Below are 20,686 nucleotides of genomic sequence, written 5' to 3'. Positions count from 1 at the left end.
CAAAAATAAGCTGCAATTATTAAGAATTATTTAGAAAAGAAAACTAACTTTTGGATAAGCGCCTGCCGATAGATACAAATGAGCATTTCAAAATTTACTGTTGTTAATGGAGGAATCACTGTGGATTATACTACACCGCAACATCAACACAAGAGTCCGAAAAGCTTTGTAGCCGCGCTGCTTCTGGCTTTCTTCTTGGGATCGCTTGGCGTTCACCGCTTCTACGTAGGCAAGGTCGGAACCGGCATCCTGATGCTGATTACCTTGGGCGGCTTCGGTATCTGGACATTGATTGATTTTATCATGATCGCCGTTGGGAGTTTTACCGATTCCGATGGCAGACCTATCAAGAATTAATTTCCATCGCCTCATATTTACCCCGGAAACTGCTGCTGATGCGCGGCAGTTTTTTTCATTCGCGCTTGTCCGGGAATTGGAGGGTGGAAGCAATTAGAAACGACACCGCCAGCAAACAAAAAGGAACGGCGCTGATCAAAAAGCGGAACGTGCCCTGCGGATCAGGCCCCGGCTGCTCCCCGCTCACATACCCGAACAGCAACCCGACCACCCAGAACGCCAACGCCGAGATCAAGCCGCTCGAACGCGTAATAAAGCCGCCGACCGCGGTATAGACACCCTCTCTCCGGCGTCCGGTCTGCTCGAAGTCCCGGTCGATGATCTGGCTTCCAAGCACGGGCGGCGTCACCAGAAAGCCCGCCAAGCCGAACCCGACCGCAACGCCTGCCGCGATGCCGCCCGCCAAATGGCTGCCGAACCACAGCGGAATGACGGACAGCCCGTACACACCCAAGGAAAGCCGCCAGCTTCGGAGCGCTCCCAGTCTGCGAACAATCCAATACCACACGGCAACCAGCGGAATGACCGACACGAATACGGAAGCAAGCAGCAGGGAGACTTGCGATTCCGGGATGCGCAGTACGTATTTGGCATAAAACGGAATCATCGATCCGATCAGCCCGTTCACCGTCTGCGCGAACGAGTTGGCCAGATTGAACAACCAGAAAACGCGGTTTTTGAGCGTTTCGCAGAACGCTTCCCGCAGCCGGAGCGGCGGTTCTTGGCGGGCTTCCTCGCTTTCCCTTACGGTCGCGGCGCACAGCAGCATGAATACGGCAAAAGCAGCGGCATACACAAGCGCCATTCGTCCGAAGCCCATTGCTGCAAATAATACCGGCGTCAGCGCCGAGCCGATAAGGATGGCGGCGATTTGAAAGCCCTGCTGAATGGCGGATGCTTTGGCCCGCAGCCGCTCGCCCCGGAACAGCTCCGGGAACAAAGCGCCGTAGTTTACCCACAGAATGGCAGAGACGCTCTCGAACAACACGAGCGCGATCAGAAACCAGGCGAACAAGCTGTAGCCGGACAAGCCGTCCGGGACGGCAAACACCATAACGAACGTCAGCATGAACAACGGAACCGCGCCTACGATCCACGGCTTGCGCCGTCCGAAGCGGCTGCGCGTCCGGTCGGATAAATAGCCGAACAAGGGCTGGTTAAGCGCATCCCAGATCAAGTAAATCGTTCTTGCAAGCGTGGCAAGCCCTACGCCAAGACCCAGCTTCTCCACGTAGTAGTAGCTGTAGAACGCGCTGAACGCTTGAGTCGGGATCATCATGGCGAGCATGCCCAGAGCGAACGCGTTCGGGGAATTCACATATTTTTTCATGGCAGGTACTGTTCCCCTTTCGGCATAGAGTTCAATGTAAACGCTGCCACAAATGTTTCTGCTGGTTTGTTTCCTATACCCTTATGCGTGCCTGTCGTTGCATTATTCCGATTTATCAGATTTGTAATATAAATGAAATATAATTTTCATCGTTCTTTAATGTTCGCCGGCTATAATAATCCTTGACCCCCTTTTTAATATATAAAACCTTAAGACCCACAGCCCGTTGCTGTGGGTCTCTTTCTGTCCTGTCTGCTACAGTTTAAATTTGCCAATCACATCTTGTAACTCCTGCGCCATCTTGCTAAGCGCCTCCGCGGAAGCGAACACCTCTTCCATCGAGGCACTCTGCTGCTCCGTTGCCGCCGCGACACTTTGCGTATTGCCGGCCGATTGTTCGGCAATGCCGGCCACATCGTTGGCTTTTTCGACCATGCTTTGTGCGTTCGCATTCACTTGGGATACGATGGAAGCGACCTCCATGCCTTCGGCAGCCACTTGTTCGATGGAAGCCACGATTTCCTTAAACGTCTCTCCGGTCAAATGAACCATGCTGATCCCTTCTTTGACAACCTCCGTACCGTCATGCATCGATCGGACCGCATTTTCCGCTTCCGCCTGAACATGTTGAATGAGCTCGCGAATTTGACCTGCGGCTGCGCCGGACTGTTCCGCCAGTTTGCGAACTTCACCGGCAACGACCGCGAATCCTCTTCCGTTTTCGCCGGCCCGTGCCGCTTCAATCGCCGCATTCAGCGCCAACAGGTTGGTTTGACCCGCGATTTCCGTAATTAAAGTCACGATATTGCCGATTTCATTAATTTTATCGCCTAATTGGTTCACCGCTTCGGCCGTATGGCTGACAGTCTCTTGAATCAGGTTCATCTGCTCAACCGTTTTAATCACGACAGTATTCCCATTACTTGCTTTGTTGTTCGTGGCAACCGTTAATTGGGATACGGATTGAATCGACGCCGCCGCTTTATCCATCCCTTGGGACACTTCGCCCATCGCTTGAGTAAGTTCCGTCGCACTGCTTACTTGCCGTTCCGCGCCCGCGGCGATTTCCTGAACGGCACTAGCGATATGATCCGCCGTATTTCGCGTCTGCTCCGCACTTGCCGATAATTCCTCCGAGGTCGAAGCCACCAGTTCGGAATTGGAGCCGACTTGACCGATCAGATGGCGCAAATTGACCGTCATCCTATTCACCGCGGCCGACAGCATGCCCAACTCGTCGTTCGAAGTGACTGCCACCTCTTCACGCAAATCGCCGGAGGCGATCTTTTCCGTTGCGGTCATCAAGCGGTTCAACGGTCGATGAATCGACCGGATAATCCCCAATACCAGCAGCATCCCAAGCAGCACGGCGATGACCATAATAATAAGCGTCGTTTGGAAAATCCCCCGGCTAGCCTGGGCAATTTCATCCAAATCCATGATCCCCACGATTTTCCATCCCGTTAACTCGTTCGTCTCGAAGATGGCTTTTTTTCGCTTTCCTTCGGATGATACGTAGTCTACGATTCCTTCGGCCTGCTCCTTCATTTGGGCAACGACCGATTCGGTATTCTCGGTCCCGATGGGAAGGGTCGGATGGGTAAGATATTTATATCCCTGATCCAGGATGGTAACATACCCCTGCTCCCCCACTTTGATCGCATTCACTTGTTGGGACAGGTTAGTCAAGCTCAGAACGACGCTGACTACCCCGGACCCGTCCTCGGTCGCTTTGGAAGGCACCACGATAACCTTCCCGTCCTGACTGATGATCGGACTGCTGACAAGAGCCTCTCCTTTTTTGGCCAGGGCGTTCTTGTACCACGGGCGGTCTCTCGGATCAAACCCGGCAGCGAAAGTTTGCTGCGGAGAATTCAGCAATTTGCCGTCATTGGTTGCGTATTGGACATGATCGTATTCTTTCTTAACCGCTTTTATCGGATCAAGCACTCTTCGAAGCTCCGGACTTTTCTCGCCGTTCACCATTCCGCTGTTCACGGTTTGTGCAAGATAATTCAAGTCCTCCAAGCTGGTTGTAATTAATTTGGTCGTCTGTTGATTGACGGAGTCCACGCTCTGTTTCGTATTTCTCAAAATTTGTTCGGTAATATCTTTCTCCGCTTTCTGATATGAAAAATACCCCAAGGCACCGGTTGGCAAAAGCAAGACTGCCAAAAACGCAAGGATCAGCCGATTTTTAATCGACATTACCAGGCGCAGGTTCAGTTTCAGTTTTGGTTGTAACTTCTGTTTCGATTGCGATTTCTGCTGTGGATTCACGCTGTTTCCTCCTACCCGTTTTATCTCTTTCTTTTGTCCCAAAAATAGAAGACTCTTTTTTATTTCGGCAGCAGGCCCTTAGATTATTAGGTCTTATGGCGGATATTTTTGTAATAACGTTTCCAAAACAACAAAAAGAATATATATTCTAATTATTGTATTAATATACATTCCATTTCTTTAGAAAACGATATAATACCGATCATTTATGGCAAAAAATAGGTTTAGTTCTAAATTATTAACTTCAATAACATGCATAATTATGGTATATTCTCTTTGATTTCACCCCTCCTCGTTGAGAAGCGGTTACCATCAAGAAAACCAATGTCGTCCAGTTCATCAGCTTAGCATCCCAACCAAAGTCATAGTTCTAAAGATGGTCACCGTAAGCCGGCGAAAATTGGGAATCCGTGTCTCAAACGAGGAGGGTAACGGCAAAAAGAATCACTACATAGGAGGAGCTCGAATGAATACGAAACCACAAAGAGGAAGAACGTATCGGCGAATGATTTCAAGCTTTCTTGCGCTGCAACTTGTTGGGGCCGCCGTCGGCATGCAGGCGTGGGCCTCTTCGGATACCGCCGTATCCCCCAGTGGAGTAAAAACCTTATCTCCCGAAGGCGCGATTCAGCCGACCGGACCGTGGAATCTCGGAACCCGGGCCGGGGATCATCTGTATATCGCAGGCATGCGGGGCATCGATCCGAAGACCAATAAGCTCGTGGCGGACGAAGAAGGCCGCATCCGGCAAGCGTTCCTCAATATGAAGCTGATCGCCGAATCCGAAGGCGCCACCCTTCGCGATGCGACACGGCTTGTCGTTTATGTCACCGATATGTACAGATACCGTCCGATCGTCAACAAGATTCAGGAAGAGCTGTGGGGTAAGGGACCTTATCCTCCGCGGACGATCATTGAAGTCGACCGGCTGAATCAGGACGACATCGTGGAAGTCGAAGGCACGTTCTACGCTCCGCAGAAAGACAGCATCTCGCCGAACGGCGTCAAAACGCTGTCCCCCGAAGGCGCAATTCAACCGACCGGACCGTGGAACCTCGGCACACGCGCAGGGGACAATATCTACGTCGCGGGCATGCGGGGCATCGATCCGAAGACCAATAAGCTCATAGCGGACGAAGAAGGCCGCATCCGGCAAGCGTTCCTCAATATGAAGCTGATCGCCGAATCCGAAGGCGCCACGCTCCGCGATGCGACACGGCTTGTCGTCTATGTCACCGACATGTATAGATACCGTCCGATCGTCAATAAGATCCAGGAAGAGCTGTGGGGCAAGGGGCCATACCCTCCGCGGACGATTATTGAAGTCGACCGGCTGAATCAGGACGATATCGCGGAAGTCGAAGGTACGTTCTACGCTCCGCTAAAAAAAGGGAACCACTAATCCGTACAAGCCTTTCTGCGTAATCTGACGGAAGACCGCCCTCTGCTTTGCCTTTATGGCAAGGCGGAGGGCTTTTTTTAAGGGGTATTGAAAATATTGGAATACCAAATAATCATACCCATGGAAGCGAAATTTCCAAATCACGCTGTGCATAACCTTTTTTGTGAATATGTGAATAATAATAAGCCCCTAGGGTTAATTTTCCCGTCGATAAGCTGTTTATTATGTGCATAACTCCGTGGATAACTAGGTGCCTACCCCTGAAATTCACCCAGATACGGGGCTTGGAATTGGTAATTGGTTTGACTTCCACGCGCAAAAAAAGACTTCCTCCCCTCGGAACGCCCATGCGAAAACCCAAGGTAAGTGAAGTCTTTTCCGTATCATATCATTACTTCTTGTTGTGCATCGATCGCAGCGCCGTACGGAAGTCATCGTCCTTCATAGGAGCTTCGCCGGCTTTCCCGGACGGCGACGCGGGCCTTGCCGGTTGGGCAAACCCGCGGAGCGCCTGACGATATTCCGGATCGGCCAGCTTGGCCGAAGTCCGCGCGGCTTCCGCATCGGCGGCTTCAGGAGTACGTTCCCGGCCCGATTGAGCTATGGGCTTCTGCGCCGCCGCCCGCACCTCAGCTTCCTGTTCCGCCTTCGGAGGCACTTGGACCGTTGTGGCCTCCGCTCTCTCCTGATTCGCCTCGGGCCGCTGCGGCGCCGAAGGCTGCGGTCCGCGCTTCTGCTCCGCCGGCGGGCGCTTCGCCGCCACGGCTTCTTGCACAGCCGGACCCGCGGGCGCTTCCGCTTGCGGCCCCTTCCCCGGCGCCTCCTCCGAATGGCCGGGAAATTGCCGCTCGCTCCGGGGGACCGGCGAGGACATCATCGATCGCATATTATACATGATGAGAGCAATAACCAGAATGACGGCTATTGCGATGCAAATGACAGGAACGGTCATCTCGCTACCTCCTTCCGTCCGCCTGAGTCATCCGCTTAAGAACGCACAAATCTCCGCGTCACTTCGGCGATCCGCTTTCCGAAGGCCCGACCCAACTGTTCGCCATGCCCGCTAAGCAGCTCTTCGCTATCGATCGGGCACGTCACGCCTACGCCGTAATACGAGCCGTACGTAGCGTTTTCCGGAAGATTGCCGGGCAGACCGACAACGATCATGCCTTGATGCAGCATCGGCGTCATCAGGCTGACCATCGTCGATTCGAGGCCTCCGTGCTCCGTCGCCGTCGTACAGAACACGCCGCCGATTTTATCGATCAGCTTCCCTTGCGCCCACAAATAGCCGAGCTTGTCGATCCATGCTTTAAGCCCGGCGCTGATCGTTCCGAAATGCCCGGGACAGCCCCAAATAATCGCATCCGCCTCCGGTAGAGTCCTGATGTCCGCTTCCTGCACGCTGCGCACCTCTACCTCGGCGTTCTCGACGAGGGCGGCTCCCGCCGCAATGGCGTGCGCCAATGCCTCGGTATGTCCGCCTTCGCTATCGTATACGATATATAGTTTCACCTTGATCCCCTCCTTGTCCAAACCGTTTCCCTTCCAGATTCATTCGTTATTTATTGCGCCGTTTGTCCCGGCGACGGGAGCAGAATAACCTCCGTCGAACGCGCGCCTGTCTCCTCGGGCGCAAGCAGACTCCGCTTTGGCTTATCTTTTCTCACATCGCGCAAGAATACACTCAAGCCCAGCCCAACCACCGAAATGATCGTCGTCCAGAAAAAGGCGTCGTTAATCCCCATCACCGTCGATTGCAGCTTCGCTTGTCCGGCCAGTGCCGCTGCCGCTTGCGTTTTCGCTTCGGTAAGCGGCAGGTGCGCCACCGTGGCGATCCGGTTGACAAGCGCATTGAAGGAATCCATGAAGGTCGGGTCCGTCGTATCCATCCGGTCCGTGAAGGCGGCATAATGTGCGGTCGAACGATTGGTAAAAATCGTCGTAATCAAGCTTGTCCCGATCGAACCGCTGATTTGGCGCAGCGTATTGGACATCGCCGTCCCGTGCTTGCTCAGCTCCCGCGGAAGCTGATTCATCCCCGCCGTCATGATCGGCATCATCAACAGGGACATCCCGAAATAACGCGCCATATAAATGGCAACAATATAACCGTAAGATGTATCCAAAGTCAGCGTCGTGAATTCGTACGTCGTCACCGTCGTAATGATCATTCCGATGACCGCCAGCGGGCGCGGACCGATCTTGTCGAACAGCGTTCCGGAGATTGGCGACATGATCATCATCACGATCGCCCCCGGCAGCATCATCAATCCGGAATCAAGCGGCGTAAAGCCCCGCAGGTTCTGCAAATAAAGCGGCAGAAGAATCATGCCCGCGAACATGCTGGCCGTGACGAACACGTTGATCACGGTCGACAGCGAAAAGACGCCGTAGCGGAACACCCGCATATCCAGCATCGGGTTTTCCGAACGGATTTGCTGAATAACAAACGCGATAAGCAGAACGAATCCGGCAACGATGCAGGACAAGACAACGGTATCCGTCCATCCTCTGGACCCGGCTTCGCTAAGCCCGTACAAGAGAAGCCCTACCCCGGAGATCGAGGTGACCGTGCCGAAGGTGTCCAGCTTGATTTTTTTAGGCTCTTCGATATTTTTCAGCTTGAAAAAAGCAATGACAAGCACCAACACGCCGAACGGGATCATTCCCGTAAACAGCCAATGCCAGTCGTAATTTTGTACAATCCATCCCGACAAAGTCGGTCCGACCGCCGGCGCGAACATCATCGCGAGCCCGAACAGCCCCATGCCTTTCCCCCGCATTTCCGGCGGAAAAATAAACAAGATGACGCTCATCACCAGCGGAGTCAGAACGCCGCCGCCGATCGCCTGAATCAGACGTCCGGTCAGCATGACCGGAAAGCTTGGAGCAAGGCTGCAGATCAGTGCCCCTGCCGTAAAGGAAAGCATCGCGATCAAAAACAACCGGCGCACCCCAAGCCGTTCAATCAAGTACGCGGACAAGGGGATCAGAACCCCGTTCACCAGCATGTAGCCGGTGAGCAACCACTGCACCGTACTCGTGCTGACGCCGAAGTCGGCCGTCAAATGAGGGAGTGCGACGTTCAGCAGCGTCTGGTTCAGAATCGCCAGGAACAAGCCCAGCATCAGCACCGTCAATAAGCTCCCATAACCTGACAAGCCGCCCCGGTTATCCTTCGTTTCTGTCGGAGAAGCCATCATTGCAGCTCCTTTCTTTATAAGATATTAGAAATAACCCATTATTTTTTCGTCAATTTAACCGTAGCGTTCATTCCCGGCAGGACAGAATCCGAATAGTTGGTCATCGAGATTTTAACCTGCACCTTCTGCGTGACTTTCGTATAATTCCCGCTTGTATTGGCGGAAGGCAGCAAAGAAAATACGGAGTTCGTCACATGTCCGATCTCCTCGACCTTTCCTTTCAGCGTCGTGCCGGCATCGCCGTCCACCGTAATGTCCACCGTCGAGCCGACGGCAATGTCTTTCACGTCGGTTTCGTCCAGGTTGGCCGTCACGTACAGGTTCTTCATATCGACAAGCTGCGCCAGCGGCTGGCCGGGCTGCACCATTTGGCCTTCCTTGGCCTGGTTTTTAACGACTGTACCGTCAATCGGGGCAGCGACGTTCACCGTTTTCGAGCCTTCTGCCACTTGTCCGACGTTGCCGTTTTTGGCGACGACCCCGCCTTCCTTCCCGCTCCAGGACGATAGTGTACCGGCTGCCGGGGCGGATACCGCAATCACATCGCCCGCAACCCGGGCATCCTCGGTCTTGATATATTTGGACGACTGATCGTAATAATAAAATCCGCCGAAGGCTAACAATACAATAAGAACAACGCCAATAATATTGGCTGCAAACATGCGACCTTTCATTCCAGTTTCTCCTCCATTATTTTAATATGTTAATTACTTTGTTATAAAGTAATTTTGCAATAAAACCACTTTAGCATGAAAAAAACGGAACACAATTAGTAATAAAATCCGGTATACTTGATCTATCACCGATTTTGAACCAAGTAAGGAGAAGCCTCATGCCCGCAAACCAGCCTCCGGATACGTCTGCCCATGAATTCGATTCGATGAACAGAATGACGGAAACGTTCCTGAAATACAAAATGAAGCTCATCGAGCAAAAGCTCAAAGAGCCGCATTGGCGGATGAACAATACGAAATATTACATTCTTAAGACCATCTACCATAACCAAAACTGCATGGTCGCCGATATCGCCAAGCGATTGCAGCTTTCCTCCGGCGCAACGACGATCGCGCTAAATCAGTTGGAGGAAGACGGCTTCATCGTCCGTCTGCGCAGCGACGCGGACCGGCGCACCGTACGGATTTCGCTCACGGAACAAGGCGCTGCCTTCGTGAAGAGCGCCATGGAAATTCGGCGGCAGCTGCTTGCCGATATGCTTGAACCGCTGAGCGACGAGGAGAAGACGCAGTTTTTCGCCATGATCGACAAAATTACCGAACAGCTCGCCCTGAAGCTGGAACGGGAGTAATGTTTTCTTTTCGCACCCCTGCATTGCCGGCTACGGGATTCTGCTAAGCTTTGCCGTATTCGCAATTGACAACGACCAAAGGTTGTTATACGGTTATTACCGAAACGGAATACTAAAACCTATTTGGGATAATGTGGACTTTTCTGGAGATACATCTCTATTTTCGCCACACAAAGGCCTTACTGGTCATTTGTGTGGCTTTTTGCATTTAAAAAGGAGGATTATTATGAAGTTATGGCACTATGCATTGATTGTTTTTTTGGGAGGCTGCTGTTACGGGATATTGTCTACATTTGTTAAATTGGCTTATACAGCAGGTTTTACCGTGTCAGCAGTAACCGGAGGGCAGTATTTTTTCGGAGCTGTACTTACTTGGCTTGTTGTTGTATTTACCAAAAAGAAAAAACTAACTCGTATCCAAACTTCAAAACTTATTCTATCTGGAGTTCCATTTGGGCTAACAGGTATATTTTATTATCAAGCCTTACAAACTCTAAACGCTTCGCTGGCCATTGTTTTTTTGTTTCAGTTTGTTTGGATCGGAGCCCTGCTGGAGTGGTTGTTCCATAAGAAAAGGCCGACAAAGCGTAAGCTTACTTCCATTGTGCTGCTTCTCATTGGGTCCGTTTTGGCTGCCAATGTACTGTTTCAGGAAGGCATGGCGTTGTCATGGTTGGGAAGCTTTTGGGGAATGCTTGCTGCATTAACGTTTTCCTCATTCGTTTTTTTGAGTAGCTCTGTTGAAAAAGCAGCCCCTCCCATTTTAAAAAGTGCTCTTCTTTCCACGGGGGGTGTATTCACCGTATTTATCGTATTCCCGCCATCGTTTTTATTGGATTTGGATGTATTCATGGGGTTGATTCCTTATGGATTAGCACTGGGTATATTCGGGGTCGTCCTTCCTCCCCTTTTGTTTTCCATCGGAATGCCGCATGTTGGTTCAGGACTCGGAACCATTCTGACAGCATCCGAACTGCCGGTTGTCATTGCCATGTCCTCTTTCGTGCTGGCTGAACCAATAAGCTTGCCTCAGTGGATTGGAGTGACCATTATTTTAGGCGGGATTGTTAGTAGTAACCTTCGATCTGAAAATTCGAACAAGCTGTAATGCTTCAGAGCCTAGGCTAATCGCGCTCTAAAGCCGCGAATCCGCTTTTCCTTCCAGATTGCGCGCCGTTTCGCTTTTTTCCACCTGCTGCTCGTCGCGGAAGGTGCCCAGCATGACATCGAACAGCGGGTTGGTTACGCCGTACCAGTAATGTTCGCTTTTATAATGATGCCAGAGATGCACTTTCTTCATCCAGCGCCCCCAGGGCGTGATCGGCTTGATAGGCCGATGGGCGACAAAATGCGTCCATTCGTAGTAAAGCAGGAAGCTGATCACTCCCGTCACAAAAGAGACGGTCAGCAACGTATCCCGTGTCATCAAGTAAGCGATAAGCGCCGGTCCGGCCATGACCGGGAGGCTGTACCAGACAGGAAGGAACAGCAGGTGCAGTTCGGTCGGGTAAATATGATGGTCATAGTGCAGGCGGCGGAGCATGGCAAGCAACAGGGGATGCTTCGGCGGCTTCATATGAAACAAAAAGCGATGAATCATATATTCGCTCAACGCATAACCGGCCATGCCGATGACGAGAGCCAGCCATATCGTCCCCTCATTCGCATGCGGCAAAATGACCGTCCACCCCGCCACCAGCAATACGCACATCACGCAAATATCAACATGGGTAAAAAACTCTTTGATATAGGGTCTCATCGCGCGTCCCCCTTGCCGCTGCCCGGCTCGCTTATTTGGATTTTCGCATCAGCTCAAGGTACGCCCGAATGAAACCAAGCAGGCTTCTCCGGGAACCGTACCAGCTTTTAATCAGACGCCCGAAGACCGGATATTTACCCGCATAAGGAAACCAGTTAACTTCCGCCGGTTTCGTTCCGCGGTCCAGCACGACCGCCTTTTGATGACAAAACAACGTGAGTCCCTCTTCCCCATGGTAGCGGCCTATTCCGCTGCGCTTTATCCCGCCAAAAGGCAAGTACGGATTCGCGATCGTGACCATTACATCATTAATACACACGCCGCCGCACTCCAGCAGGTCGGCGACGCGGCGGGCCTTGGTCAAGTCCCGGCTCCAGACGCTGGCGTTCAGACCGAAAGAGGAATCGTTCGCCAGCTCGACCGCTTCCATCTCATGGTCAAAAGGCATGACGTTCATGACGGGGCCAAACGTTTCTTCACGCATCACCTTCATCTGCGGATTCACCTGCGTCAGTACGATAGGCTGCACCTGCAAGCCCTGCGTGAGTCGCCATTGCTCGGGATGAATGCCGCATTCCAGCTCGGCCCCTTCCGCAAGCGCATGGCGCACATGTTCGCTAACGATATCCACCTGCTTCGAAAAGGTCATCGAGCCCAGGTCCGTGTCCTCGGTTCCATTTTGGCGCAGCCGGCTGACTTCCTGCTTAAGTCGCGCAGTAAAGTCGGCATAGACGGACCGCTCGACATAGATTCGCTCCACCGAAATGCACGCTTGCCCGCTGTTGGCCAGCGATCCCCATACCGCTCCTCGCACGGCCCGTTCAAGGTTCGCATCGGCGAAGACGATCATCGGGTCCTTGCCGCCGAGCTCAAGCGTGGTCGGAATGAGCCGCTTCGCGGCTTCTTGCTGAATCCGGGCGCCGGTTTGCACGGAGCCCGTGAAGAAAATATAGTCCGGCTCCGCCTCAATAAGCCTGGCTCCCAGCGTTCCATCCCCATGAGCGATTTGCACAAGCCCTTCGGGAAATCCCGCCGCCGCGAATATACGCTCCATCAATTTCCCTACAAGCGGCGTTACCTCGGAAGGCTTGATAATGACGCTGTTGCCGGCTGTTAATGCGCTTAACGCAGGTATCATCGCAAGCTGAAACGGAAAATTCCACGGCGCAATTACAAGAACGACACCCCGGGGGTGGTAGGAAATCGCGGATTGCTTTCCGAACAAGGTGAGCGGTGTTTTCGCTTTTCGCGTTTTTAGCGTCTTGACTGCGCAACTTTCCACATGCTTGATCGCATCCGCCACGATAAACAGCTCGTGCGTTGCCGCTTCCACGAGCGGCTTCCCGGTTGCCTCAACAATTAGCTCCGCGCATTCCTCAAAATGTTCCGTGATGTAGTAGCGAATCCGCCGCAAATACGTCAATCGTTCCGCTACCGGCGTCTGCCGCCACCGGGCCGAAGTTGTTTTCGCCTTTTGCATCATTGGGTCCACCGCTTCCAGCGGCGTTGCCCGAATTTCCTCTCCTTCTTCTCCAGTCGCAGGATTTACCGCTCTCCACACCACCACCATCGCTCCATTTCGCTACAAAATATTTTATTCACCGAACATCATCCTGCCGCGGCGTAAATAATCGCCATCTGTCCGGCGACATACGTGAACCAGATCCATATTTCTTTATGTTTTATTCGGTATCCCCCGACATCCGTCACGCCGATCAGCAGATCGGACAGGACAAAGATCAGCCCGCCGACAGCCGTCAGCCACCAGACTCCCCCTAGCATCATGGCCAGATCAAGAGCAAAGCAGGCCATTCCGCCGACCCATAATCCGTATCCAAGCGCTCCATAATTAAGGATGGCTTGCTTGCGGGGATTTCGAATGAAGAACAGCCATCCGACAACAAGCAGCAGGCCGTAGCCGGCCACACCGATCCATAATCCACGGCCTCCCGCAGCCCCTCCGCTAGCGGACATCATTTGAATAAAGGCCGTCATATAGAAGCTCTGCGCGACCGCGAAGGTCAGCATGCCGCCAATTAGCCGTTGTGGCCAAGGAATGACGCCGGCCATGGACAGATCGCCGAGGAATGACATCAGCATTCCCCAAAACACCCATTCGCCATAAGGCGAAGCAGGATCGGATCGCCAAATCACCAGCGCTGCCGCAACCAGCGAGAGGCTGAGCAGCACTCGTGCCCACAGCGGGAGGATAAGACCGTCCTCTCCGCTTGCCGCTCTCCGCCTGGCCATCCATAGGCCCCATGCAAAAAGAACAACCTGCACCAACGCAATCCCCATCGTACCCCTCCAAATCTAAATCCATTCTATATCCTATATATGCCATTTTCCATCATTTCATTGACAGTTCGATCAAGAAGAATGGCCCGGCCGGCAAAAAGATAAAGCCGCAGACGCGCCTGCGAATAACGCAGAGCACGACGGCGGCTCCTTTTGCGACCTGATGAAGAAAGGCTTTGGTACCGGAACGTCAGTCTGTTACGCCCATCGTTTGAGCGAAGGGATGAATTGATTCAGCATTTCGCGGGCTTCCTGCTCCGATATACCTTGACCTTCGACCACATGCGGAACGCATTCCTCGATCATCGATTGCACGGTAGCGTCCGGGGAGGTGAAGGCCCCTCCTTGATAGCAGTAGGTGCAGTACTCTTCATTGCGGCTTCCGTCGGCATTCGTGCCGAAATCCTCAGCAGCGTTCAGGGGCATGCTGCAGCTTTGACAAAACTGTTTGTCCATTTTGACAACCTCCATTTGATTGGGAATAGCTACAGCATACACCCCTAACTCTGACAACAGTTTGTCATGTTATTTTTTCATTTCCCGTACATCTTGCAGATGCGCTCCGCGCGGTCCCGGATGAGCACACACAGCCGCTCGGGTTCGAGGATTTCAACCTGGTCCCCGAAGCTGAGCAGAAAACCATACACCCACTCGTCCTCGGGATACGTCTGCACAACCGTCAAGTAACCGTCCTCTCCCGATTGCCCTTCCTCCATGCCGAAAAACTCTTCCGCCCGGGCTCTCGCCTCAGGCGCGAAGCGCAGTACCATCGTCACCGTCCGGGAGCCGCTATTCCACATCTGCTCCAAGTCCTTTTCTTCCAGGCTCGCCTGCTCTCTGCGCTCGAACGGGTGATCCGTCACCACCATTTGAGTCATGCGCGACAACCGGAACATGCGAAAATCGCCGCGAAGCGGGCAATACGCATACAAGTACCAAGCTGCGCCCTTGAGCAAAAGCGTCATCGGCTCGACCTCACGATCGGTCGTCATCCTATTGTTCGAAGTATAGGCGAAGCGGAGGGTCACCTCCTTCTGCAGCGCCTCCCGAATCAGGGCGACCTTCCGCTTCATCGCGCCGTCCGCCCCCCACGGATTCATATCGATGACGAGCCGCTCCTGCCAGAAGCGGGCGGTTTCTTTTTCCTTGTCGGTGAGCAGACTCGTATATTTCTCCAGCGTCGTTCCAAGACGCGCATCGTCGAGCGTCTTCGTCATCCCTTTCAGCGCCGAAATAACCGAGGCGATTTCCTCGAACGTCAGCGCGTTCCGCTCCAGCCGATAGCCCTCCATGACGGCAAAACCGCCCCCGGCCCCTTGATAGGCGACGATCGGGAAACCGGCTTGGCACAACGTCTCGATATCCCGGTAGACGGTACGGACCGAAACTTCCATTTTGTCCGCGAGCTCCGCGGCCGATATTCTTCTCCTGTTGACCACCAGCATCAAAACAGCAAGTATCCGTTCCAAACGCAAGACCGTCCCAGCCTTTCTTTACTCGGACTCTCCCTCATAGCAGCATTATTTCGACTTAAGGAGCACGTCCTCCTTTTTTCCATCCCATTCGACATGTATGGGGATTTCCTCGCTCTTTTGAAGAGGAGCAATCGAGGAGACGGAACGGGCCACGATTTTATTATTTTTTATGTTATAGCCTTTTGTCGAGGAGCTTCCCCCGGAATAGGAATAGGAGAAGTCAATCGGCACCGTAAGCCGCTCATTCGGTTTATATTGAAGCGTGAATCTTTCCTCCGCTTTGTCGCCGATCCGATAAACTTCAAACTTCCCCGTCCAATGCTCACTCTCGCCGGAGAGCACAAGGTTCTTTTGATCTTCACGGGCACATCCCTGCAAAAGCAGCAGTGAAAAGAGTAAAGCGAAGGCTTTTCTCATCGCCAGACCTCCCTGTTATTTACCATAATACCATACTAAAAAAGCCTGCTTATGGGAACCGGGAATTTTACATATTCGTGTGTTGAATAAGAAGAGCCCATAGGCGAGATTCCTCGTCTATAGGCTGGATATGGGGTGTATAGTAACTATTATTCTTTTAAATGGCAGTTAATTCTGAGATGTCCTCGATACAAAGCTATTTACAAAAGAAAAGCGCTCTGGCTCAGTCTGGCGGGGCATTTAGTTTATTTCCATTAAGTATTAAATTTATTATTTGGAATATCCACCGTTTTTCTTCTTCGCTTTTATCTCTTAATGCCGCCAATATTGCAGCAGTAGTAACATCGTCAGTTATGTCTAAATCCTCGAATTTAAAAAGCTCATATAATTCCACATTTAAAGCCTTAGCAATCTTTTCAAGGTTCTGAAGAGTGATGTTCCTCTCCCCACGTTCCATACTCCCGATATATACATAGTGCAAGTCGGCTTTCTCTGCCAAAGCTTCTTGCGAAATTCCCATTAATTTTCGCAAAGTGCGTATTCGGGCACCTGTCTTCTGAAGAACATTCACAGTAGTCCACACCCCCTGTAGGTTAGTGTAGACAATTCCCACAAAATAGATAATGATTCTAAACGTTTCTTAATTGAAACTTTTAAGTTTCTATCGTAAAATTTTAGTCATTAACATAAATGTTTCAACTAGAAAACGTAAAGTTTACCTAAAATATAGGTTATGGGAGTTTGAAGCAATGCTTTTACAATTTCTTCGGTTCTTTGCGTACGTTTTAATTTGCGGGTATTTAGGTCTAATTTCCTTATGTACGATTGACTTAGTTACAAGGATACTGCGATAATTCACCAGCAAAAGAAAATCCCCACTAGCTTCGGCTGGTGGGGATTCATTTTACTATTTAGAAACAGGAGTATACTCATTCACTTCATAGGTGAGAATCTTATCGAAGATCACATAATCTTTTCTGCTTTTGAAAGGCCCCTTATTGTTGTCGTGTTTATCAATCGCATAGGAAGCTGGGCCGGTTCCAGCAGCTTTTCCTTCATACCAGGTGATGAATGCATTTACTTCAGTCATAGAGAGATCAAACTCTTTTTCAAGGCCGGTATCCAACGTAACAACTAAAATTGCTCTACCACTGGTAGGAGGCGTTACTTGTCCTTTCGGCGTTGCGGAAGCTTCGTTAGAGTTTGCGCTCTCTCCATCAGCAGTGACTGCCGTAACAACGTAATAATAAGTAGTTCCATTGGTAACTGTAGTATCTGTATAGGTTGTACCATACACATCATTAGCAACAGTAGTATACGGTCCACCTGGGGTAGTTGCTCTTTTTATATTATATCCTTTAACACCAGTAACTGAATTCCAATTAAGAGTGACCTGTGCATCTCCCCCTGTAGCAGTTAGATTTGTGGGGGCCCCAGGAACATCACCCTGGCGGTTCTCAAAAACATCAAATTCATAAACTAAAACGTCATAGGGTGCAAATATTGCAACAAATTTTACATTTGCAATCGAAGTAGGAAAATTAATTTGTTGGACACTCTTAGGGCCAGAGGGAACATACTTATACCTAAAAATAACATTTTTTGATTCATCATAAAAAATAATATCCATGTTAGAATTTACAAGAAATTTAGTAGAACTTATTGTCTTAACAGTATCGAATTTGTACCATGCGTAAACATCTTTATTCAGATCTACGTAAGTAGATTCATTGCCATCTGTCCATTCTCCACGGTTGAAAACTGGACCTTCATCAACTCTCATACTTTTAGACAACTGTTTTCCATGCAAAAGTCCATTTTGATATGCAAAGGCAGGCACGGATGAAAAAAGCATAATTAGCATAATGATGGATAATAATAAAGAAATTCTTCTTTTCAAAACAAATCTCTCCTTTTTTCTCATATGTTTCATGTCGAAACAAATAAAATACTACAAAATATTACATGGGTTGTCCAAACAAATATAACCAAATGTTATATATAAAGTTATTTATTAGCATTTTTTTGGATATTTATCCTTGTTATGTCGTCGCCTGCTTCGAGACCTTCCACAGCTAGCTCCTCGCTTTCAGCCAGCCCGCAAATTTGTAGTTCAGAGAGAATTGTTACGAAAAAGTAAGTCTTCTTTTCACCCTTTCTGGACTGATCGGTTCAGATATGTTATATTTCAATTACGGGAGGTGTTACTCATCGCTAGGACAAAAGAGTTTAACGAGGATCAAGCGTTACACCAAGCGATGCTGTTGTTTTGGAAAAAGGGTTATGAGGCAACAAGCATTCCGGACTTGCTGCAAGTTATGGGCATTAGCCGATCCAGTCTTTACGATACTTTTTCCGATAAGCAAGCATTGTACATTGCTGCACTGGAACATTACAAAAAGGTTAGCTTCAATAAACGGGTCATTCTTGAACGGGCATCAAGCGTTAGAGCAGGACTTCGACAATATTTTGAGCATCATATTGCGACAGCGTACGATACCAGCCTACCTGGTGGATGTTTTGTAACGAATGCAGCTACAACACTGGAGTCGCCGGATGAAAAATTAAATGAATTGATAAAGACCAGCTTTTCGAATTTGGAACAGGCTTTTTACGAGCTTTTGGAAAAAGGCCGGCAATCCGGCGAAATTGATAAAAATACAGATGTCAAAGCGCTGTCTTACTTATTGTTACATTTACATCAAAGTATAAATGTCATGGCAAAGGTAGATCCGGATCAGCAACGCGCAAAGGACATGATAAAAAGAGTAATTGAAGGAATATAATTTTTTTTGACCATATTGGAACGATCGTTCCATTATCTTATTCATATTAAATGGAGATGAGACTTATGAAAGTATCGTTTATTGGGCTTGGAAATATGGGTTTTCCAATGGCACAAAATTTGCTGCAAGCCGGTTATGAATTAATCATCTTTAATCGTACCCCTGAAAAAGCGGAACCCTTAATGCATCAGGGAGCACGATATGCCGGAACACCGTTGGAGGCAGCCAAAGAGAGCGATCTTGTAATAACCATGCTTTCTGATGATGCCGCTTTGGAGGAGGTCGTTGAGGGACCGAATGGAATTCTGAACGGATTGCCGGAAAAAGGGATTCATATCTCTGCAAGTACGATAAGTGTAGATCTGGCTCGGAAATTATCTACCGCGCATGCAGAGAGAAAGCAATACTTTGTGTCCGCCACGGTGCTGGGGCGTCCGGATGCCGCTAAAGCAGCTAAATTGCGCATCCTTTTGGCAGGTCCCGAACAAGCCAGGCAACGAGTAATGCCTGTTTTAGCAGCATTGGGTCAAGAAATATTCGAGATTGGGGATCATGGCGAAGAAGGGAATGTTGTAAAAATAGGCGTAAACTTTTTAATCGCTTCAATGCTGGAGCTTTGTCGGAAGCGCAGCTGATGGTGGAAAAGTACGGCGTAGAGCCGGCCCGCTTTATGGATGTCGTGAATGCTCTTTTTCAATCTCCGGTATATCGGAACTATGGAGCGATCATGACAGAACAGCGCTTTGAACCGGCCGGTTTTAAAATGAAGCTTGGGCTGAAGGATGTTGAACTGGCTATAAAGGCAGCGCAGTCCGTCCACGCTCCTCTGCCTCTGGGCCAACTTATTCATAATCATTTTTCCGTAGGGATGGCCCGAGGTTATGGTGAAATGGATTGGACGGCTTTAATCCGTTGTCTAGAGCATTCTTCTAAATAATTTGGGTTGCCCGAATCTCTGTTGGGCGTAGTGCAGGAGAAAATCAAAAGAGGTGAGATGAACCGTGGAAATAGGTGTTACTTCGTTCGTAGAAACAAAGCCTGATATTGAGACTGGTATAGTGATCAGCCACGCACAGCGAATACGCGAAGTCGTCGAAGAAATCGTTCTTGCAGATCGGGTGGGACTTGATGTTTTCGGCATAGGTGAGCATCATCGGGAAGATTACGCTGCTTCTTCACCCGCAGTTGTGTTATCTGCTGCTGCACCTCTAACTAAACGGATTCGGCTGACTAGCGCTGTAACGGTCCTTTCATCAGCCGATCCTGTACGTGTGTTTCAGGATTTTGCTACGCTTGATGGCATCTCCGATGGACGTGCCGAGATCATAGCGGGCAGAGGTTCCTTTATTGAGTCTTTTCCGTTGTTTGGTTATGACTTACATGATTATGAGGAGTTATTTAATGAAAATATCGAACTGCTTCTGAAATTACGGGAATCTGAGAAAGTAACATGGAGGGGAGGCCATCGGCCGGCGATTCATAATCTTGGTGTGTACCCGCGTCCCGTTCAGGACTCTCTACCCATATGGATTGGCAGCGGAGGTACCCAAGAGTCCGCCTTACGTGCAGGTCTTCTGGGCCTGCCATTGATCCTGGCGATCATTGGTGGAAGTCCGATGCATTTTGCACCGCTTGTACAGCTTTACAAGAAGGCGGCGGCCCACGCTGGACATGATGTATCACGGCTTCGGGTAGGGTCTCACTCAATCGGCTTCATTGCAGAGGATACAGAGTTGGCGGCAGATACATTTTTTCCGTCTACCCAGGCTGGTATGAATAAACTCGGCAAAGAGCGAGGGTGGGCGTATTACGACCGGTCCAGTTTTGATGCTGCCCGACGCTTTGAAGGCGCATTGTATGTTGGCGATCCGGAAACGGTTGCCCAGAAGATCATCCACCTGCGCAAGCATGTAGGCATTACACGCTTTATGATGTATGTACCCTTAAGCACGATGCCGCATGAGCTGGTCATGCGGGCCATCGAGCTGCTCGGAACCGAGGTTGCTCCGCGGGTAAGAGAGGAAATTGCCAAGTGGGAAGCTGAGACGGAATAAGGAGTATCCATTCAAA

20 protein-coding genes and 1 pseudogene are annotated in these 20,686 nt (G+C 50.4%); 7 read left to right on the top strand and 14 right to left on the bottom strand.

The genetic code is table 11. The annotated features are described in order from the left end of the window. Nucleotides 1-120 precede the first annotated feature (120 nt). Complete coding sequence (locus KQX66_RS37855) at nt 121-357, top strand: TM2 domain-containing protein (RefSeq protein WP_054975248.1); 237 nt, start codon at nt 121-123, stop codon at nt 355-357. 55 nt (nt 358-412) lie between these two features. Here the strand turns inward: KQX66_RS37855 and KQX66_RS22650 are convergent, their stop codons facing one another. After that, the gene (locus tag KQX66_RS22650; protein ID WP_216795077.1) at nt 413-1,687 is read right to left on the bottom strand and encodes an MFS transporter; all 1,275 of its coding nucleotides are present in this window, start codon (nt 1,685-1,687) and stop codon (nt 413-415) included. Between the two features lie 255 nt (nt 1,688-1,942). Then, complete coding sequence (locus tag KQX66_RS22645) at nt 1,943-3,967, bottom strand: methyl-accepting chemotaxis protein (RefSeq protein WP_216795076.1); 2,025 nt, start codon at nt 3,965-3,967, stop codon at nt 1,943-1,945. A 466-nt stretch (nt 3,968-4,433) separates the two neighbouring features. Here KQX66_RS22645 and KQX66_RS22640 point away from each other — a divergent pair, with 466 nt between their 5' ends. Next, nucleotides 4,434-5,369, top strand: coding sequence for a RidA family protein (locus KQX66_RS22640; protein ID WP_216795075.1), 936 nt, complete (start codon nt 4,434-4,436; stop codon nt 5,367-5,369). A gap of 391 nt (nt 5,370-5,760) precedes the next feature. Here the strand turns inward: KQX66_RS22640 and KQX66_RS22635 are convergent, their stop codons facing one another. The 4 genes from KQX66_RS22635 to KQX66_RS22620 are packed head-to-tail and all read right to left on the bottom strand — an operon-like array spanning nt 5,761 to nt 9,249. Further along, nucleotides 5,761-6,321, bottom strand: coding sequence for a hypothetical protein (locus KQX66_RS22635; protein ID WP_216795074.1), 561 nt, complete (start codon nt 6,319-6,321; stop codon nt 5,761-5,763). A gap of 35 nt (nt 6,322-6,356) precedes the next feature. Continuing rightward, nucleotides 6,357-6,884: an NAD(P)H-dependent oxidoreductase gene (locus KQX66_RS22630; RefSeq protein ID WP_216795073.1), complete on the bottom strand. Its 528-nt coding sequence runs from the start codon at nt 6,882-6,884 to the stop codon at nt 6,357-6,359. Between the two features lie 50 nt (nt 6,885-6,934). Then, nucleotides 6,935-8,575 (bottom strand): DHA2 family efflux MFS transporter permease subunit, encoded by a 1,641-nt coding sequence (locus KQX66_RS22625; RefSeq protein WP_216795072.1) that lies wholly within the window; start codon nt 8,573-8,575, stop codon nt 6,935-6,937. A 38-nt stretch (nt 8,576-8,613) separates the two neighbouring features. Next, entirely contained in the window at nt 8,614-9,249 is a 636-nt protein-coding gene (locus KQX66_RS22620; RefSeq protein ID WP_253957365.1) for a biotin/lipoyl-containing protein, read from the bottom strand. Nucleotides 9,250-9,407: 158 nt separating this feature from the next. Here KQX66_RS22620 and KQX66_RS22615 point away from each other — a divergent pair, with 158 nt between their 5' ends. Both KQX66_RS22615 and KQX66_RS22610 read left to right on the top strand, forming a co-directional pair. Next, nucleotides 9,408-9,881, top strand: a complete 474-nt coding sequence (locus KQX66_RS22615) for a MarR family winged helix-turn-helix transcriptional regulator (RefSeq protein WP_216795071.1) — start codon at nt 9,408-9,410, stop codon at nt 9,879-9,881. A 226-nt stretch (nt 9,882-10,107) separates the two neighbouring features. After that, nucleotides 10,108-10,989, top strand: a complete 882-nt coding sequence (locus KQX66_RS22610; protein ID WP_216795070.1) for an EamA family transporter — start codon at nt 10,108-10,110, stop codon at nt 10,987-10,989. A 27-nt stretch (nt 10,990-11,016) separates the two neighbouring features. Here KQX66_RS22610 and KQX66_RS22605 read toward each other — a convergent pair whose 3' ends face one another. From KQX66_RS22605 to KQX66_RS22570, 8 genes are all read right to left on the bottom strand, one after another. Further along, nucleotides 11,017-11,640 carry a sterol desaturase family protein gene (locus KQX66_RS22605; RefSeq protein WP_216795069.1) on the bottom strand — a complete coding sequence of 208 codons (624 nt, stop codon included), beginning with the start codon at nt 11,638-11,640 and terminating at the stop codon, nt 11,017-11,019. Between the two features lie 31 nt (nt 11,641-11,671). Continuing rightward, nucleotides 11,672-13,210, bottom strand: a complete 1,539-nt coding sequence (locus KQX66_RS22600) for an aldehyde dehydrogenase family protein (RefSeq protein ID WP_253957364.1) — start codon at nt 13,208-13,210, stop codon at nt 11,672-11,674. A 38-nt stretch (nt 13,211-13,248) separates the two neighbouring features. Then, nucleotides 13,249-13,938, bottom strand: coding sequence for a lysoplasmalogenase family protein (locus tag KQX66_RS22595; protein WP_216795067.1), 690 nt, complete (start codon nt 13,936-13,938; stop codon nt 13,249-13,251). 198 nt (nt 13,939-14,136) lie between these two features. Further along, nucleotides 14,137-14,394 (bottom strand): zinc ribbon domain-containing protein, encoded by a 258-nt coding sequence (locus KQX66_RS22590; RefSeq protein WP_216795066.1) that lies wholly within the window; start codon nt 14,392-14,394, stop codon nt 14,137-14,139. A 77-nt stretch (nt 14,395-14,471) separates the two neighbouring features. After that, nucleotides 14,472-15,407 carry a helix-turn-helix transcriptional regulator gene (locus KQX66_RS22585; RefSeq protein WP_216795065.1) on the bottom strand — a complete coding sequence of 312 codons (936 nt, stop codon included), beginning with the start codon at nt 15,405-15,407 and terminating at the stop codon, nt 14,472-14,474. A 51-nt stretch (nt 15,408-15,458) separates the two neighbouring features. Next, nucleotides 15,459-15,830, bottom strand: coding sequence for a hypothetical protein (locus KQX66_RS22580; RefSeq protein ID WP_216795064.1), 372 nt, complete (start codon nt 15,828-15,830; stop codon nt 15,459-15,461). Nucleotides 15,831-16,053: 223 nt separating this feature from the next. Further along, nucleotides 16,054-16,401, bottom strand: coding sequence for a helix-turn-helix domain-containing protein (locus KQX66_RS22575; protein WP_237762984.1), 348 nt, complete (start codon nt 16,399-16,401; stop codon nt 16,054-16,056). Between the two features lie 336 nt (nt 16,402-16,737). Next, the gene (locus KQX66_RS22570) at nt 16,738-17,730 is read right to left on the bottom strand and encodes a fibronectin type III domain-containing protein (RefSeq protein ID WP_216795063.1); all 993 of its coding nucleotides are present in this window, start codon (nt 17,728-17,730) and stop codon (nt 16,738-16,740) included. 358 nt (nt 17,731-18,088) lie between these two features. On the opposite strand from KQX66_RS22570, the gene KQX66_RS22565 reads away from it, so the two are divergent. The 3 genes and pseudogenes from KQX66_RS22565 to KQX66_RS22555 all read left to right on the top strand — a co-directional run bounded on the left by KQX66_RS22565 (nt 18,089) and on the right by KQX66_RS22555 (nt 20,670). Then, a complete protein-coding gene (locus KQX66_RS22565; RefSeq protein WP_216795062.1) occupies nt 18,089-18,616 on the top strand; it encodes a TetR/AcrR family transcriptional regulator in 528 nt (175 codons plus the stop codon). A 65-nt stretch (nt 18,617-18,681) separates the two neighbouring features. Beyond that, nucleotides 18,682-19,553, top strand: a pseudogene (locus KQX66_RS22560) (NAD(P)-dependent oxidoreductase). A gap of 64 nt (nt 19,554-19,617) precedes the next feature. Continuing rightward, complete coding sequence (locus KQX66_RS22555; RefSeq protein WP_216795061.1) at nt 19,618-20,670, top strand: LLM class flavin-dependent oxidoreductase; 1,053 nt, start codon at nt 19,618-19,620, stop codon at nt 20,668-20,670. The last annotated feature ends 16 nt before the right edge of the window (nt 20,671-20,686 follow it).

The organism is Paenibacillus oleatilyticus (assembly GCF_018998565.1).
Lineage (GTDB): Bacteria > Bacillota > Bacilli > Paenibacillales > NBRC-103111 > Paenibacillus_G > Paenibacillus_G oleatilyticus.
Note: the sequence above shows the minus strand (reverse complement) of the source record. Positions and strands in the feature narration are given on the sequence as shown.

Coding starts and splice junctions, on each gene's coding strand:
- KQX66_RS22650 (WP_216795077.1), bottom strand. CDS start 1,687: ATGAAAAAATATGTGAATTCCCCGAACGCGTTCGCTCTGGGCATGCTC.
- KQX66_RS22640 (WP_216795075.1), top strand. CDS start 4,434: ATGAATACGAAACCACAAAGAGGAAGAACGTATCGGCGAATGATTTCA.
- KQX66_RS22635 (WP_216795074.1), bottom strand. CDS start 6,321: ATGACCGTTCCTGTCATTTGCATCGCAATAGCCGTCATTCTGGTTATT.
- KQX66_RS22625 (WP_216795072.1), bottom strand. CDS start 8,575: ATGATGGCTTCTCCGACAGAAACGAAGGATAACCGGGGCGGCTTGTCA.
- KQX66_RS22620 (WP_253957365.1), bottom strand. CDS start 9,249: ATGAAAGGTCGCATGTTTGCAGCCAATATTATTGGCGTTGTTCTTATT.
- KQX66_RS22615 (WP_216795071.1), top strand. CDS start 9,408: ATGCCCGCAAACCAGCCTCCGGATACGTCTGCCCATGAATTCGATTCG.
- KQX66_RS22610 (WP_216795070.1), top strand. CDS start 10,108: ATGAAGTTATGGCACTATGCATTGATTGTTTTTTTGGGAGGCTGCTGT.
- KQX66_RS22605 (WP_216795069.1), bottom strand. CDS start 11,640: ATGAGACCCTATATCAAAGAGTTTTTTACCCATGTTGATATTTGCGTG.
- KQX66_RS22600 (WP_253957364.1), bottom strand. CDS start 13,210: ATGGTGGTGGTGTGGAGAGCGGTAAATCCTGCGACTGGAGAAGAAGGA.
- KQX66_RS22595 (WP_216795067.1), bottom strand. CDS start 13,938: ATGGGGATTGCGTTGGTGCAGGTTGTTCTTTTTGCATGGGGCCTATGG.
- KQX66_RS22590 (WP_216795066.1), bottom strand. CDS start 14,394: ATGGACAAACAGTTTTGTCAAAGCTGCAGCATGCCCCTGAACGCTGCT.
- KQX66_RS22580 (WP_216795064.1), bottom strand. CDS start 15,830: ATGAGAAAAGCCTTCGCTTTACTCTTTTCACTGCTGCTTTTGCAGGGA.
- KQX66_RS22565 (WP_216795062.1), top strand. CDS start 18,089: ATGCTGTTGTTTTGGAAAAAGGGTTATGAGGCAACAAGCATTCCGGAC.